The 15750-nt window shown below is 60.0% G+C and carries 9 protein-coding genes; 6 read left to right on the plus strand and 3 right to left on the minus strand.

Annotated features, from left to right (window positions below):
* Window position 1: 1 nt before the first annotated feature.
* On the minus strand, window positions 2-3316 hold the full coding sequence (locus tag TBK1r_RS33030; RefSeq protein WP_419580633.1) for a tetratricopeptide repeat protein: 3315 nt from the start codon (window positions 3314-3316) through the stop codon (window positions 2-4).
* A gap of 296 nt (window positions 3317-3612) precedes the next feature.
* Here TBK1r_RS33030 and TBK1r_RS33035 point away from each other — a divergent pair, with 296 nt between their 5' ends.
* The 6 genes from TBK1r_RS33035 (at window position 3613) to TBK1r_RS33060 (ending at window position 11217) form a co-directional block, all read left to right on the plus strand.
* Window positions 3613-4608 carry an NAD-dependent epimerase/dehydratase family protein gene (locus tag TBK1r_RS33035; protein ID WP_145219834.1) on the plus strand — a complete coding sequence of 332 codons (996 nt, stop codon included), beginning with the start codon at window positions 3613-3615 and terminating at the stop codon, window positions 4606-4608.
* Between the two features lie 333 nt (window positions 4609-4941).
* Window positions 4942-5181 carry a 50S ribosomal protein L31 gene (gene rpmE / locus TBK1r_RS33040; RefSeq protein WP_095740899.1) on the plus strand — a complete coding sequence of 80 codons (240 nt, stop codon included), beginning with the start codon at window positions 4942-4944 and terminating at the stop codon, window positions 5179-5181.
* A 176-nt stretch (window positions 5182-5357) separates the two neighbouring features.
* Entirely contained in the window at window positions 5358-6437 is a 1080-nt protein-coding gene (gene prfA, locus TBK1r_RS33045; RefSeq protein WP_145219836.1) for a peptide chain release factor 1, read from the plus strand.
* Window positions 6437-7336, plus strand: a complete 900-nt coding sequence (prmC, locus tag TBK1r_RS33050; protein ID WP_145219838.1) for a peptide chain release factor N(5)-glutamine methyltransferase — start codon at window positions 6437-6439, stop codon at window positions 7334-7336. Before prfA ends, prmC begins: the two co-directional genes overlap by 1 nt.
* Window positions 7337-7717: 381 nt before the next feature.
* The gene (locus tag TBK1r_RS33055; protein ID WP_419580634.1) at window positions 7718-10273 is read left to right on the plus strand and encodes a circularly permuted type 2 ATP-grasp protein; all 2556 of its coding nucleotides are present in this window, start codon (window positions 7718-7720) and stop codon (window positions 10271-10273) included.
* Complete coding sequence (locus TBK1r_RS33060; protein WP_145219840.1) at window positions 10270-11217, plus strand: transglutaminase family protein; 948 nt, start codon at window positions 10270-10272, stop codon at window positions 11215-11217. Before TBK1r_RS33055 ends, TBK1r_RS33060 begins: the two co-directional genes overlap by 4 nt.
* 255 nt (window positions 11218-11472) lie before the next feature.
* Here the strand turns inward: TBK1r_RS33060 and TBK1r_RS33065 are convergent, their stop codons facing one another.
* Both TBK1r_RS33065 and TBK1r_RS33070 read right to left on the minus strand, forming a co-directional pair.
* A complete protein-coding gene (locus TBK1r_RS33065; RefSeq protein ID WP_145219842.1) occupies window positions 11473-14784 on the minus strand; it encodes a transglutaminase family protein in 3312 nt (1103 codons plus the stop codon).
* The gene (locus TBK1r_RS33070) at window positions 14781-15731 is read right to left on the minus strand and encodes an alpha-E domain-containing protein (RefSeq protein ID WP_145219845.1); all 951 of its coding nucleotides are present in this window, start codon (window positions 15729-15731) and stop codon (window positions 14781-14783) included. The genes TBK1r_RS33065 and TBK1r_RS33070 overlap by 4 nt, the downstream gene beginning before the upstream one ends.
* Window positions 15732-15750: the final 19 nt, after the last annotated feature.

Raw genomic sequence — 15750 nt, forward strand, 5'->3', positions numbered from 1 at the left:
ACTACTGCAACGCCTCCAGACGCTCGGCGGATTTCTTCGCAAGTTCGTGTCCGGCATGTTTCTGGACGACGTACTGATAGAACTGTGTCGCGAACTGACGCGATCGTTTTTTTGCATCCGGTGTTCTGGCGGTCTGCATCAGCAACTCGCTGCAGCGTCCCGCTTCGAACCCACTTTTGGCTTGCCAATTCTTGATCTCCGCCGGCGCGTTGTCGCCGCCGAAACCGAACATCACGCTTTGAAACTCGGGGATCGCTTTGTCGAATCGTTTTTCACCAAAATGGATTTCACCCATCATGAAACGGGCCCGCGCACCGACCTCGCGACGGCGATACTGTTCGGCGACCTGCCCAAAGTATTTGAGCGCCTTGTCGAGATCATTCTTTTGCTGATAAGCGAACCCGGTTTCATAAAACACCTGCGGCAAGTAGGCCGTGGCAGGAAAACGCTCCTTCAGTTCGTCGTACCAGCCGATGGCTTCATCCCAGCGTTTCAGTTGCGCCGCGGACTGGCCTCCGTGCAACAAAATTAATTCGCGGACCTGTCGCTCGGCAGCATCGCGTAGCGAATCGGCGTTCTCGTTTGCGTCGCGAATCTGTTGCCGCCCTTTGGTGTAAGATTCCAGCGCCTCGGCGAACGCTTCGGCCGCGAAGAAACACTCACCGACCATCATCCGCGCGTCAATCGCCAGCGTACCGGTGGCATGCTTTTCGACCTGTTTAGCGAACGCCTGTCGGGCTTCGTCCAGCTTGGATTGTTTGAACAGCGACCAACCGAGACGATACAACGATTTTTCGCTCATCGCGTCATCGCTGGTCTTGTCCGCGGCGAGCTGAAAATAGGTTGCCGCGGTTGCCCAATCGCTGGCCGAATACCGTTGCTGTCCGACGAAGTAAGCCGCTTCGGCAGCCAGTGTCGTGTCGGGGTACTCCTTCAACAGGCGACGAAATTGCTCGACGGCTTGCTCGTCCTGGCCGGACTCACGCAACGACCAGCCTAGTTCATAAAGCACTTTGTCCATCGCGGGATAGGCGGGGACTTCGTCGACCAAACGCTGCAGCTTTTCCGCCGCGTCGGCAGGGCGTCCCTGCTTTTGATCCACCAGTGCCAACTCGTAAAGCGCGTGCCCCAAATTGACTCCGGTCGGACCGAGTTCCAAATACTTCTTCAGATCCGATTGAGCGGAGGAAAGATCCCCCAGGGTCCGGTGCGAGATGCCTCGCGCGATCAACGCATCGTCACTGAGTGCATGGCCTGGCGCCTGGTTCAGAATCTTGTCGAGTGACTGGATTGCTTCGGCGTGTTTGCCTTGTTGCATCTGTGACCAACCACGACCGTACAGTGCGTAGGGGATCAGCCCCGCGTCACGGTCGGCGTCGATGATCTGGCTGTACAAATTCACCGCCTGGTCATAGTCACCCGACGAGCTGGCGAGTTGAGCCAGCTTGTAACGGGCCTGATCGGCCATCGCGGACGACGGGTCGCGGCCGATCAATGTTTTCCAGGTGGCTTTGGCTCGGTCGCCTTGCCCCGATGACAGCAGCGCGGTGCCTTGCAGCAGCATGGCCTCTCCGGCTCGCGGCCAATCCGCCGCCACTTCGGTGACGCGACCGAACGACTCCGCCGCATCAGCCGGTCGGCCGGACATCAAGTGCGCTTGGCCGACCAAGAACTGCGCTTCGGCTTTTTGCGACGCTTGCGAAAAACTCTCGTACTCTTTCTTCAATAGCGCGATGCTTTCGTCAAATGCCTTCATTGCATTCATCGCGACGGCGGTCCGCAAGACCCACACGGGGCGTTGCGCGTGGTCGGCCGAAGCGGCACGCAGCAGTTGCCGATAGCTGTCCAGCGCCGCTTCAGTCTGGCCCAGAAAAAGCTGGCTTTCGGCGACGATAAAACGAACATCACTGGCGAGCTGGTCGGAAGCGAACTGCTGTAAAAATTCAGCGGCCAGTTTTCCCGCCCGCTCGTACTGGTTGACTTGCAACGCAGAGAACGCGGCGTTGTAGAGGGCGCGGGGTGCCAACGCGTCGGCAGGCGCGTCGCGATAGGCCGCTTCGGCCACGTCGATCGACTCTTGGACGGTTGCCGGGTTCATCGACAACGCTTCGGCCAAATCGACCCGCAAGTCAATCGCAAAGTCACCCTCCAGTCCGGCGTCGATCTGTCGCTTGGCGATCGCCACGGCCGCGGCCGGATCACCCTTGGTCAGTTTGATCCTTGCCAACCAGTGCGCCGCCTCGGTCGCCGCGACCGGGTTGTTTTGTGTCAGCACCTTTTCAAATCGCGTCGCCGCTTCATCGATGTCACCGCCCCGATACAGACTTTGCCCGGATGCCAGCGTCGCGTTGGCGGCATACGGCGAATCGGGAAACTCTCGTTGCAGTCGGTCGTAACCGACGGCGGCTTCCTTCGGCTTGCCGCTTTGCACCAGCGCGTACGCCTGACGAAAAATCGCATAGCTGGTATCGGCATCTTCCTTCGACGCCGCAATCGCTTTGTCGAACGAGGTGACCGCGGCATCAAAGTCACGTTGCATGATCCTCAGATCGCCCATTCGCAAATGCACGTCGACGACCAGGGGACTGTCCGCACAACCGGACAACAATTGCTGAAACGACGCGACCGCTTTATCGGTTTGCTCCAGCTCTTCGTGCGCGATGCCCAAGGCGTACAACGCGTCACATCGCAGCGGCGAATCCTTGGCCGCCGGCAGCGACAAGAATTTGTTGTAGTAATCGATCGCGCGGGATCGATCGCCCAACCCGTATGCCGCTTCGCCACTGTAAAAGTACGCGCGGTCGATGTAGGCGCTCTTGGGGTTCTCTTTGCGGAGCGTCTCGAAGGTTTCGATCGTCTGTTTCAATCGCGCCGCGTTACGCTGGGGTCCGTCACCGGCTGACGCGTAAAAGCACCAACCGCGATTCGCCAAACTCTCCTCTCGAAGCTCATAGGTCTTGTCTTGCAACGCCACACCGAATGCCTCGGCCGCGGCGACGTAATCCGGATTTTCTTTCTGCATGTAGCAGACGCCCAGATAGTGCGCCGCTTTGGATGCCAGATCATCATCGGGATACATCTCCAGAAACTTCTTCCAGTTCTGGATCGCCAATTCGATCGCACCGCCGGTTTGAAAGTTGGCCGCATCGGCGTAGAGCGCAATCGACGCCTCGGTCGATTCCGCCGCCCCGGCACGCATACCGACCGAGACCCCGAGGGTGATCGCGACCGCCGCGCATCCAAGCCCCGTCGCGGGCACGAACAACGCCAGGGTAACCATCAAGCGAACAGCAATCGCACGGACAGAAGACTGCAAGGAAGAATCAGAACGCACGGCGACGTGGGGGCCAGAGGAGTCCGAAAGACAGCGACGACATCGTCCACAGTTTAACGGTGTGTCGATTCAGTCGATAGTTCGCCATCGGGATTGCCCAGTCCGAAAAGTCGGTCGTAATGCCTGTTGATTCGGCACACGCGTGCCAAATCGTCGCATTTCCCGCCGTTTTCCCATCTGGACACTTCCGCAGTGAACCGTTCGCGTCCCTGGCGACGTATCAGTAAGCTTCGCAGTAGTCGTGAAGGACACCTATACAATTTCACAGTGATTTTGACGTGACGCAACTCAGCTCCCCCGGCAGCACCCACTTGATCACCGGCGGCGCCGGATTCATCGGCTCGCACCTCGCACAGCGACTCCTCGCGCGGGGGGACAAGGTCTTGATCGTCGACGACCTGTCGACCGGGCAACAAAAGAACCTGGCGCCGATCATCGATCACGAGAACTTGGAATACATCGAGGGGACGGTCGAAGACGATCGGTTGGTGGCGGAAGTCGTCGGCCGCGCCGACAGCGTCTACCATCTGGCCGCCGCGGTGGGCGTCGCCTTGATCGCCAAGCAACCGATCCAAACGATCGAACGCAACGTCTATCCGACCCAGTTGATCCTGGACCGATTGGGCGAACGAGCGCGACGGGGAGCACGGATCCCATGCTTCATCGCCAGCACGAGCGAAGTCTACGGCAAGAACCCCAAACCGGTCTGGTCCGAAGAAGACGACCTGGTGTTCGGCGCGACGACCAAGCCTCGTTGGAGCTACGGCGTGTCCAAAGCCATCGATGAATTCTTGGCGTTGGCGTTCTACAAGGAGCAGCAGTTGCCGGTCGTGGTGGGACGGTTCTTTAACGTCGTCGGTCCACGCCAAACCGGCGCGTACGGGATGGTGCTGCCCCGATTCGTCGAAGCGGCGCTGAAAGGCGAAAAGCTGGTGGTCCATGACGACGGTGCCCAGATCCGATGTTTCGCACACGTCGATGATGTCGTCGGCGCGGTCGTCAAGTTGGTCGACACCCCGCAGGCCCATGGGCGGGTCTACAACATCGGCAGCGACACCCCGGTGTCCATCCTGGACCTGGCCAAACGCGTGATCGAGCGAGTCAACCCGAAGGCGGAGATCGATTTCCGGTCCTACTCCGACGCCTATGACGAAAGCTTTGAAGACATACGTCGTCGGGTGCCCGACCTGAGCCGGATCGCTGAAACCATCGGCTACGCCCCGACCAAAGACCTGGACGCCATCATCGACTCGGTCGCCGACTCGATGCGTTAACGTCAAACGATGATCAGCCGTTTGGCACGAACCTACGGGCCCTGCGCTGGTCAAGGCCTTGTCGATTGAGCGGTATTGGGCTCGCGGCCTGTCGATTTAATCGATATTCCGAAATCAACGCCATCATGCCAGCCCGACGCGTCAGCGAGGGGCGCCGCGTAGGCCCCTTGCTAACGTGTGCGGGCTAGAATCAACAGGCCGTCACGCCGCGTGCCGAGATGCTTCTGCGAGAGCCCTTGCCGAACCGGGGGCTGATTGCCTATTCTGTGGGGCTTCGCGGTTCTGTACGCCAGCCAGGCCCGCTTGCACCCCAAAAACAACGAGAGAAATGCCATGAAAGAAGGCATCCACCCCAAGTATCAAGCGACCACGATCAGCTGCGGTTGCGGCAATTCCTTTGAAACCCGCACCGTCCGCGGCGGCGAGTTGAAGGTCGATATTTGCAACGCCTGTCACCCGTTCTACACCGGCAAGCTGAAATTCGTCGACACCGCCGGCCGGATCGATAAATTCCAGAAGAAATTTGCCGCCGGCTCGTACGGCAGTTTGCAGAAAAAAGGCAAAAAGAAATAGCCGGTTCATTTCCGCCGCCAGACCGCTCCGCCCCCCCTCGGGCGCCAGCAGCGTGCTGACGACAGGCTACGCCAACCGCATGGTCCTCGCCCCCCGGCAGGAACATGCGGTTTTTTTCTTCGATTTTCTTCTCCGAATCCTGCCCCCCCGAAGTCCCAAACGGACTGTTTGCGACCATGAGCACCATCCGCGACCTGCTGGAAGAAAAACTCAACCGGTTCGAGCAACTTGAACGCGACATGTCGGACCCCGAAGTGCTCGGTGACGGCGCGCGGATGAGTGCGACGGCGCGAGAACACGGCGGACTGGCGCGGCTGGCCGGCAAATATCGCGAATTCAAGCGGATGAGCAACGAAATCGCCGGCTGCAAGGAAATGGCAGAGGCGGCCGAAGACAGCGAAGAACGTGAAATGGCCGAAACCGAAATGGCCGACCTGCGGCGACAACGCGAAACGCTCTGGGAAGACCTGCTGTCGATGACCATCGGCGGCGAAGACAGCCACCGCACCCGCTGCGTGATGGAAATCCGCGCCGGCACCGGTGGCGAAGAAGCCGCGCTGTTCGCCCGCGATCTGTTCGAAATGTATCGCCGATATGCCGAACTGAAAAAATGGAAAGTCGAATTGATGGACAGCAGCCCCTCCGACATGGGCGGGTTCAAGGACATCACGTTGACGCTCGAAGGTGACAGCGTTTATCGCGACCTGGCGTATGAATCGGGCGGGCACCGCGTCCAACGCGTCCCCGAAACGGAAACCCAAGGCCGCGTCCACACCAGTGCCGCCACCGTCGCCGTCATGCCCGAACCGGAAGACGTCGAAATCGACTTGAAGGCAGACGACTATCGCGTCGATAAATTCGGCGCGTCCGGCCCCGGCGGTCAGCACGTCAACAAAACGGAATCCGCGATCCGGTTGACCCACCACGAAACCGGCATCGTCGTGCAGTGCCAAGACGAAAAAAGTCAGCACAAGAATCTGGCCAAAGCCCTCCGGGTCCTCAAGGCGCGGATCTATGAAAAGAAACGCGAAGAGGAAGCGGCCAAGCAAGCCGAACAACGCAAGGGATTGATCGGATCGGGTGACCGCAGCCAACGCATCCGCACCTACAACTTTCCCCAAAACCGGCTGACCGATCACCGGATCAATCTGACGCTCTACAAATTGGACCAGATCCTGGCCGGTGACTTGACGCCGGTGACCGAAGCGCTGATTGAATACGACCGAGATCAACTTCGTGGAGACATGGTCGACTAATGTCTGAATCACAAACGTCCGAACAACCTTGGACCGTGTTGCGATTGCTGCAATGGACGACCGAGTTCTTTCAAAAACGCGGCAGCGGCTCGGCGCGACTCGATGCGGAAATCCTGCTCGCCCATGCGCGACAGTGCAGCCGCATCGAACTCTACACCGCGTTCGAAGAAGAACCGGATGAAGCACAGCGGGCCGCGTTTCGCGAACTGGTGCGGCGGCGTGGCGAAGGAACCCCGGTCGCCCAACTGGTCGGTTACAAAGAATTCTATTCGCTGCGATTCCGCGTCAACGAACACACGCTGATCCCGCGCCCCGAAACCGAGCACCTGGTGATCGAAGCGCTCGACTGCGCCAAAGCGATGTCGGCCGGCGATCGACCGTTGCGGATCGCCGATGTGGGGACCGGTTCGGGCGCGATCGCCGTCGCCCTGGCACTGCATCTGCCCAGCGCCCAAGTCACCGCAACCGACATCAGTGCCCAGGCCCTCGAAGTCGCTCAATGGAACGCCGATCAACACGAGGTTGCCGATCGCGTCGACTTTGTCTGCTGCGATCTGTTGGCCGACGTCGAGCAACCCGAGACGTTCGATCTGATCTGCAGCAACCCGCCTTACGTCAGCGAAAGCGAATATGCGCAACTGGATCGTTCGGTGCGGGAACACGAACCGAAATCGGCACTGGTCGCGGGAGAGGACGGGACGGAAACCATCAAGCGGCTGATGGCCGAAGCTTATCCGCGACTCGAGCCCGGCGGGCGGCTGATCATCGAACTGAGCCCGATGATCGCCGACGCCTGCGAAGACCTCGCCGAACAAATCAGCGAACTCGGCGATTTGCGGTTCATCAAGGATCTCGCCGGACACCGCAGAATCCTCTCGCTCGGCCGGCTTTCTTCTTAGCGGTAGGGCGCAAGCCCTCCGGTCTTTCACGGTGTTTCCAAGCCGAAACCGGACGGCTCGCGCCGTTCCGCTAACACCTTGTTTGCCGAAGCAAAAATCCGGACGGCTCGCGCCGTTCCGCTAACACCTTCGTTGCCGAAGCAAAAGTCCGGACGGCTCGCGCCGTTCCGCCGATTCTCTTAGCGAGAAAGTGGGCGGCATTGCGCAGGACCACGCAACAGCGCCAACCGGCACCAAATCCGCCGGAACTGCGGCCAGCGTCCTCCTTGCACCGCATTCCCATCGACGATCTATCGTTGGCGGCTATGATGTACCGCACGATGTGCCCTGTGAACGAATCCGGGGCAACTTCTGAATCTCTTAGCGGCCGAAAAAAACCGATTGAACACCACGCTCCAATCCAACTCTCTGTGGAACGACTCCGCTCTAAACGCCCAAGATTATTACGAGCGTTGTGATGCGGCAGGAGCGGTGCGCCCCCACTGGGCGACGGTCACCGAGGAGATCGATCGCCTGGGCCTGCCGGAGCTACGAGATCGCTCCGCGGCGATCGAACGGTTCTGCCGCGAGAATGGCGTCACCTTTCACGCCAGCGAGACCCCCGACGAATCCAATCGCCCCTGGAAATTGTCCGTCGTACCGTTCGTGATCGGCGCCGCGGAATGGGAGACGCTGTCGACCGCACTGGCCGGGCGGACGCGGTTGCTGGAAACCGTCCTGGCGGATCTGCTGGGCCCCCAGCGTTTGATCCGCGAAGGCATCGTGCCGGGCGAATTGCTGTGGGCCAATCCGTCGTTCAAACGCACATACCACAATCTGGAAACGTCGCAGCAACACCTGCACATCACCGCGACCGACCTTGCCCGGGACGCCGACGGTGTCTGGCATGTCACCGGTGATCGCACCCGCGCCCCCAGCGGTCTCGGCTATCTGTTGGAAAATCGAATCATCACCAGCCGTGTCTTGCCGACGTTGATTCGACGCAGCAACACGCTGCGGCTGGCTTCGTTTTTCGAATCCCTAAAGGACCACCTGTATTCGTTGGCGACCACCCACCGCGACGATCCTCGGGTCGTATTGTTGACGCCACCGAGCGGCAGCTACCGTGAATTCGAAGACAACTACTTGGCGCGTTATCTCGGTTTGACGTTGGTCCAGGGCAGCGACTTGGCCGTCCGCACGGGCGAGTTGAATTTGAAAACACTCGGCGGGTTGCAGCCGATCCAGGTCTTGTGGCGACACGTTTCGGATCGACGCTGTGATCCGCTGGAACTCGATCCGGCGTCTGGGGAAGGCGTCACCGGTCTGCTCCGCTGTGTCCGCCGCCGCAGCGTCGCGGTGGTCAATACGATCGGCAGCGTGCTCGTCCAAACGCCGGCATTGCTGCCCTACCTGGACAAGGCACACCAATTCTTCTTTGGCGACGAATTAAAACTGACCGCGGCACCGACGTACTGGTGCGGTGACCCGAACCACCGCAGCTACGTGATGGAGCATCTCGATTCGCTGAACTTTCGAAACGCGTTCGCCGTCTCGGGTGGATCGGCGATCGTGTTGTCCGAGTTGTCGCCGCCGGATCGCGAGGCCTTCCTGCAACGCCTCAGCGCCAAACCGTCGGACTACGTGGCGCAGGAACGTTTGCAATTCAGCAAGACACCGGTCTGGACGGGCAAACAGATCGAACCCCAGAAGACGACGTTGCGGTCTTTTCAACTGCTGACCGGCGACGGGGTCACCGTCCTGCCGGGCGCACTGGCCCGCGTCGGATATGACCAATTGGAATTGTCGCGGTCACCCATCAGCGGGCAGATGACGCAGGACTGCTGGGTCACCAGCGACGTGCCGGTCGACGAACACAAGACGCTGCTTCCCGATTCCGAGACGGTGATCAGACTGCGCCGCGGCGGTGACGAATTACCCAGCCGCGTCGCCGAGCACCTGTACTGGCTCGGCCGCTACGCCGAACGCGCCGAGGCGATCTCGCGGGTGATGCGGACGACGTTGGCGCGGATCGCCGGCGAGGAACACTGGGACACGCTGGCCGAAGTCCAACGTCTGGTTCGCACGCTGGCCTCGATGGGACAAATCGAACCCGGCTTTGCCGTCGAACCGTTCATCGCCAATCTGCCTCATGTCGAACAAAATCTGCCACTGTCGGTGCTGGACCGCGGACAGCCTCGCGGACTCGTCCGCACGCTCGAATCGGTGATGCACAACACGATCGCCGTCCGTGGACGCCTGTCATCGGAAGCCTATCGAATCGTGCATCGCGCCACCGCGGAATTGACCCAATCCACCGGCGCGACCACTCCGTCGGGAGCCAACTCGATCGGCATCGGCGAAGCGATCGAACGCGTCGACCGGTTGATCGTCGACCTGTTGGCACTGGCGGGACTGACCAACGAGAGTCTGGTTCGCACCCACGCCTGGCAATTCCTCGAACTGGGCCGCCGACTCGAACGCGCCGAACACCTCTGCGAACTGCTGACCGCGACCCTGTGCCCGCCGACCGACAACGGCAAACCGGTTTGCGAAGCGGTCTTGGAAGTCACCGACAGCATCGTGACCTATCGTTCACGCTACAAGAACCTGGTCCGCTTGGCACCGGTGATCGATCTGCTGGTGACCGACGAAACGAATCCGCGTTCGCTGCGATTTCAACTCGATCACATCGCCACGTTGTTCCAAAAACTGCCCTCGACCGAAGGCCCCGTCGGACTCGACGCGATCAAACGCATCGTGCTGGACTTGCAATACCACATCACCACGGCCGATCCGATCGAATTGTCACAAACCAGCGAGGACGGCACCCTCGAACAACTCCAATCGGTACTCGAACATGTCGCCGCCGACCTGCCCCGACTCGCCGAAGGCATCAACGCCCGGTATCTGATCCATACCGAATCGAGACAGTTCCTCACCGGGACGGGACGATGAACGAGAACGCGAACGACGACGCACAGATTCGCTACCGTGTTCGGCATTTGACCGAATACCGATACAGCAACAATGTCGCGGTGTGCCAAAACCAGGTTCGCATGCAACCGGTGACCGGTGGCAATGTGACTTGCGAGCGGACGGATCTGTCGATCGCCCCCGAGCCGACCAGCCGGGACGAGCACATCGACTATTTCGGCAATCGGGTGATCACGTTTTCGATCGAAGCGATCCACAAGTCGTTGACCGTCGACGTCGAAAGCATCGTCGCCGTGTCGGCACAGATGACGACCGAGACCCAACCGTCACCGGAATGGGAAACGCTGCTGGCGACCAGTCCGGACGACCTGCGGCGACCGATGATCGATGAACATCGCTTCGGCTCGCCACGCATCACACCGTCCGAGCCGTTTGCCAAGTACGCGGTAGGTTCGTTCACACCGCGGCGGAACATCATTGACGCGGCGCTCGATCTGACACGCCGCATCAACGCCGATTTCAAATACGACACCACGGCGACCACGGTCGCGACGACGACCAAGGAAGCGTTTACGCTTCGCGCCGGAGTCTGCCAAGACTTCGCCCATGTCGAAATCGCCTGCCTCCGCGCGATGGGCTTGGCCGCGCGGTACGTCAGCGGTTACTTGCGAACCCTGCCGCCGCCGGGGAAAGAACGATTGATCGGCGCCGATGAATCGCACGCCTGGGTCGAAGTCTACGCCGGTGAAACGATCGGCTGGCTGGGACTGGACCCGACCAACGCCTGCCTGGTCGGAACCGACCACATCCCCGTCTGCATCGGACGTGATTACGATGACGTCAGCCCGATGCGCGGCGTCGTCCTGGGCGGCGGAACCAACACGCTGAAAGTCAGCGTCGACGTGGAACCGATCGAGCCCCGAGAACGGACATCCCAAGCGTCCGGTTCAAACGGCGCCGGTTGAGTGTTGGTGTGCAGCCTAGAGACCAATACCCCTAAGTTAACAAGCGGCAGTGCCCGGACGCTGGCGCGAACCGGCTGATATCAAACAATGATCAGCCGTTTGGCTCGAGCCTACGGGCCTTCACCTGAGGAAACGACGCTTAACTTAGCGGTATTGGCCTTGAGACGCCCCGCCGACACCCGAGGGCGTTTGCGTGATACCGAGAATCGGCTAAAGCCTAGACACCAACACGCATGCCCGGGCGAGTGGTGTTTCTCACACCCCGGCCTTTCTCAAATCAAACGTGACAGGGAAATCGTTGGGCGCATCGACCGGTGGCAGATCCGGCAGTACCAACCGGCCTCCGGTCAGCGTCTGGGTGTGGAACCGTGCCGTCCGCCGCGTTTCCGCTTCGTTGGCGTTGACCGGATAGATCTCGTGGGCCCGCCCGCTGGGGTCGGAGACGAAGTAACGGCATCCGCCGATCGAGTGCTCGGTGAATCGATCCACGATGTCGAATTGCAACGGCACATGAACGCCGATCGTCGGATGCAAACAACGTGGCGGTTGCCAGGCGCGGAACTTGATTCCCGCCAAATACTGCCCGGCCACTTCGCTGGGATGCATCGGCACACGATGACCGTTGCACAAGACGGCGTAGCGCGACGGATCGAACCCGTCCAGACTGAGCTGCAAACGTTCCATCGACGAATCGACGAAACGCGCCGTGCCGCCGCCGGACGGTTCTTCACCCATCAGGTACCACGGCTCGATCGCACCACGAAGTTCCAATCTCGCATCGCCAAGTACGACTTCACCAATCTTGGGAAACCGAAACTCGTAGTGCGGCAAGAACCACTCCAGTTTCAAATCGACGCCCATCTGACGCAGCAGGCTGAGCGATTCATCTAAATCACTCCAGATGAAATGCGGCAACATGAATCGATCGTAAAGCGACGTGCCCCAGCGCGCCAAAGGCTGTTTGTAGGGTTGATTCCAAAACGCGGCGACGATCCCCCGAATCAACAACTGTTGGGCCAAATTCATCCGAGCATTCGGCGGCATCTCGAATCCGCGAAACTCGACCAGCCCTAATCGACCGGTGCTCGAATCGGGCGAATAAAGTTTGTCGATACAGATTTCGGCGCGATGCGTGTTGCCGGTCAAATCGACCAGCAGATCGCGGTACAGGCGGTCGACGGTCCAGGGCATGATGGTCTGGCCCTCGCGGTAAAACCGCTCCATCTCCACCAACGCGATCTCCATTTCATGCACGCTGTCGCGCCGGGCTTCGTCCATCCGCGGCGCCTGGCTGGTCGGCCCGATGAATTTGCCACTGAACAGATACGACAGGGCAGGGTGGTTGTGCCAGAACCGAATCATGCTGGCCAACAAATCGGGACGGCGGATGAAAGGGCTGTCGGTCGGAGTCTTACCGCCCAGCACGATGTGGGCACCACCGCCGGTCCCGGTGTGCATGCCATCAATGTCGAACTTCTGCGCCGTCAATCGGCTCTCGCGCGCTTCACGATAAATCGTCTCGGTCAATCCGACCAAGTCACGCCACGAGGACGTGGGCTGGACGTTGACCTCGATCACTCCCGGATCGGGAGTGACTTTGAACATTTCGACGCGGTGGTCGTGCGGCGGCAGGTAGCCTTCCAAAACCACCGGCATGTCCAAGTCGACACAGGTTTCTTCGACCGCCGACACCAGGTCCAAATAGTCTTCCAGATTTTGCGTCGGGGGCATGAACACGTGCAGTCTTCCGAACCGACATTCGACACACAGTGCCGTCGGAATCACCTCGGCATCGACCGGCGCGTCGTCCTCGCGACGTAACTCCTCTTCGACTTTCTCGATCCGCTGTTGGTCTTGCCGGATCGTCGAAACCTCCGGCAGTGGATTGCGTGGCGCGAAGGGATCGCGGGGCAGATTGTCCACGGGGGTGGGCGCGGCGGATTTAGGCAAACTGTCCAGCGGCAATCGCAGCCCGATCGGAGAGTCTCCGGGGATGACGAACACCTTTTCACCGCGGACCGGCCAGCGCCCGCCGACCCAACCCGGGTGTGCCTGCCACCAAGCTCGTTTCAGCGGCATCACAAACCCGACCGGTTTGTTCAGCCCCTGGGTGAAGGTCCTCACCATCATCGCCCGTTCGTTGGGATCTTCCAACTTCGGATCGGTGGGCTCGACATCGATCGGCAGCTTCTGTTCTTTCCACAAGTAGTGGAAGGTGTCCTCGTAGACGGGAAGCGTGACTTTGGCCTCGATCCCCAACGTGACGGCCAGGTGTTTGACAAAGCGCTCGGCATCGTCGTGGGTGAACCCGTAATCCTTGCCCTCGTCGGCGATGTACTTGGGGTTCTGCCAGACGGGCTGTCCGTCGGTGCGCCACAGACAGGTCAGCGCCCAACGCGGCAGCGATTCGCCGGGGTACCACTTGCCTTGCCCGTAGTGCAGCAACGCGCCGGGTGCGACGGTGTCACGCAGTTTCAAGAGCAGCACGTTGGAAAGCACGCGTTTCTCTTTTCCCACCGCATCGGTGTTCCACTGGGGATCGTCGACATTGTCGATGGCGACAAACGTCGGTTCGCCGCCCATCGTCAACCGCACGTCACCGATCGCCAGCACCTCGTCGACGCGATCACCGGCCGCCAGAATCTCGGACCACTGTTGATCGGTGTAGGGCTTGGTCGTCCGCGGCGCTTCCAAGATCCGCGTGACAGTCATCTCGTGCACGAATTCGACTTCGCACGGTTCATGACCGCCCGTGATCGGCGCCGCATCGCTGTAGTGTGGCGTGCACGCCAAAGGGATATGTCCTTCGCCGGCCATCAACCCGCTGGTCGGATCCAATCCGACCCAACCCGCACCCGGCAGATAGACTTCGGTCCAGGCGTGCAGATCACAGAAGTCGGCGGCCGGACCGGCCGGACCTTCGATCGGTTTTTCGTCCGGCGCCAGTTGGATCAAGTAGCCCGAGACGAACCGCGCGGCCATGCCGATGTGGCGAAACGCTTGAACGAGCATCCAGGCCGAATCGCGGCACGATCCGCTGGCCAATTTCAAGGTTTCCTCGGGCGTTTGCACACCGGGCTCCAGGCGGATCTTGTAATCGATCCGCTGTTGAGCCATGCGGTTGACATCGACCAGAAAATCGATCACCCGCTCAGACTTCTTGGGCAGTTCGCTGACCCAATCAGCCAACAGGGGCGTCATCGGTTCGGTGACCAGATACGGCGCCAGCTGAAGCTCGATTTCGGGTGCGTATTGAAACGGCCAGGATTCGGCGCTCTCTTCGACGAAAAAATCGAACGGGTTGATCACCGTCATGTCGGCAACCAAATCGACGACGATCGACAGTTCTCGCGCCTTCTTGGGGAACACGACTCGCGCGACCGGATTGGCGAACGGGTCTTGTTGCCAATTGATGAAGTGGTCTTCGGGACGGACACTCAGATCGTACGAGACGATTTTCGTGCGGCCGTGATAGGCCGGGCGAAGCCGTATTTTTTGCGGGCCAAGCCCGACGGAGCGGTCGTATTGATACTGAGTCTTGTGGTGGAGAGCGACGCGGATGGTCATGCAGATTGGGTTGCGTAAAAGTAGTCTTGTCCGAGTGAATCACCGACGGCGTTGAGTTCAATCTGCAAGCGATCGACGAATTGATGCATGCCGCCGGCGATCACTTCTTTGACGTTGGTGTTTTCCAAGCGATGACGAAGTGCGGCGATTCGCTGCCTGGCTTGTCCGGGCAACTCCGATTCGGATTCGCTTTCGATCTCGCGAAGCGATCGGTCAACACCGGCGACACAGGAATAGATGCTGCGCGGGAACGTCCGGTGGAAGAGGAAAAAGGCGACGATCTTTTCGATATCCATCAGCTGATGTTCGCGGCGATAGGCTTCGAATCCGCTGATCGCCAGCAGCAGCGTGGACCACTGCAGGTCATCGACCGCGGTGCCGACGTCTTCCACACGAGGCAGCAAGTTGAAGTACTTGACGTCCAAAATCCGGGACGTCTTGTCGGCCCGCTCGAGCAAACGCCCGACGTTGAGAAAGTGCCAGGCGGTGTTGTGGGGCATCGTGTTGTCCAACACGCCGGTCCACATCAGTGCGTGGTCGCGAACCTGCTCAAAAAAATCCGCCGTCGGGTCGGTCAACTGTGACGGGCTGCTGTCGCGAACGAAATGGTAGAAATCATTGAGTTCCTCAAACGCCTCGGTCGACAACGCCTCGCGGACGCTCCGTGCGTTTTCGCGCGATGCCCGTAAACACGTCAGCATCGAACTGTGGTACTCGCGATCAAACGCCAAGAATTGCACCACGTTCTGACAGTTCGCCGTGCCGTACTTGGCCTTGAACCACTCGTTGTCGCCGGTCACCTGAACCAACGGTTTCCAGGGATCGACCAGATATTCCGGTTGGTCCAACGTCATGTGCAACGTCACTTCGATGAATCGAGCCAAATTCTCAGCTCGCTCGGCCTGACGGCTCATCCAGTAAATCGATTCAGCAACACGTGAAAGCATAAAAGGCTCAGTTAAATGG

The sequence above is a fragment of the Stieleria magnilauensis genome (assembly GCA_007753675.1).
Lineage (GTDB): Bacteria > Planctomycetota > Planctomycetia > Pirellulales > Pirellulaceae > Stieleria > Stieleria magnilauensis.

Coding starts and splice junctions, on each gene's coding strand:
- TBK1r_RS33070 (WP_145219845.1), bottom strand. CDS start 15,731: ATGCTTTCACGTGTTGCTGAATCGATTTACTGGATGAGCCGTCAGGCC.
- TBK1r_RS33060 (WP_145219840.1), top strand. CDS start 10,270: ATGAACGAGAACGCGAACGACGACGCACAGATTCGCTACCGTGTTCGG.
- prmC (WP_145219838.1), top strand. CDS start 6,437: ATGTCTGAATCACAAACGTCCGAACAACCTTGGACCGTGTTGCGATTG.
- prfA (WP_145219836.1), top strand. CDS start 5,358: ATGAGCACCATCCGCGACCTGCTGGAAGAAAAACTCAACCGGTTCGAG.
- rpmE (WP_095740899.1), top strand. CDS start 4,942: ATGAAAGAAGGCATCCACCCCAAGTATCAAGCGACCACGATCAGCTGC.
- TBK1r_RS33065 (WP_145219842.1), bottom strand. CDS start 14,784: ATGACCATCCGCGTCGCTCTCCACCACAAGACTCAGTATCAATACGAC.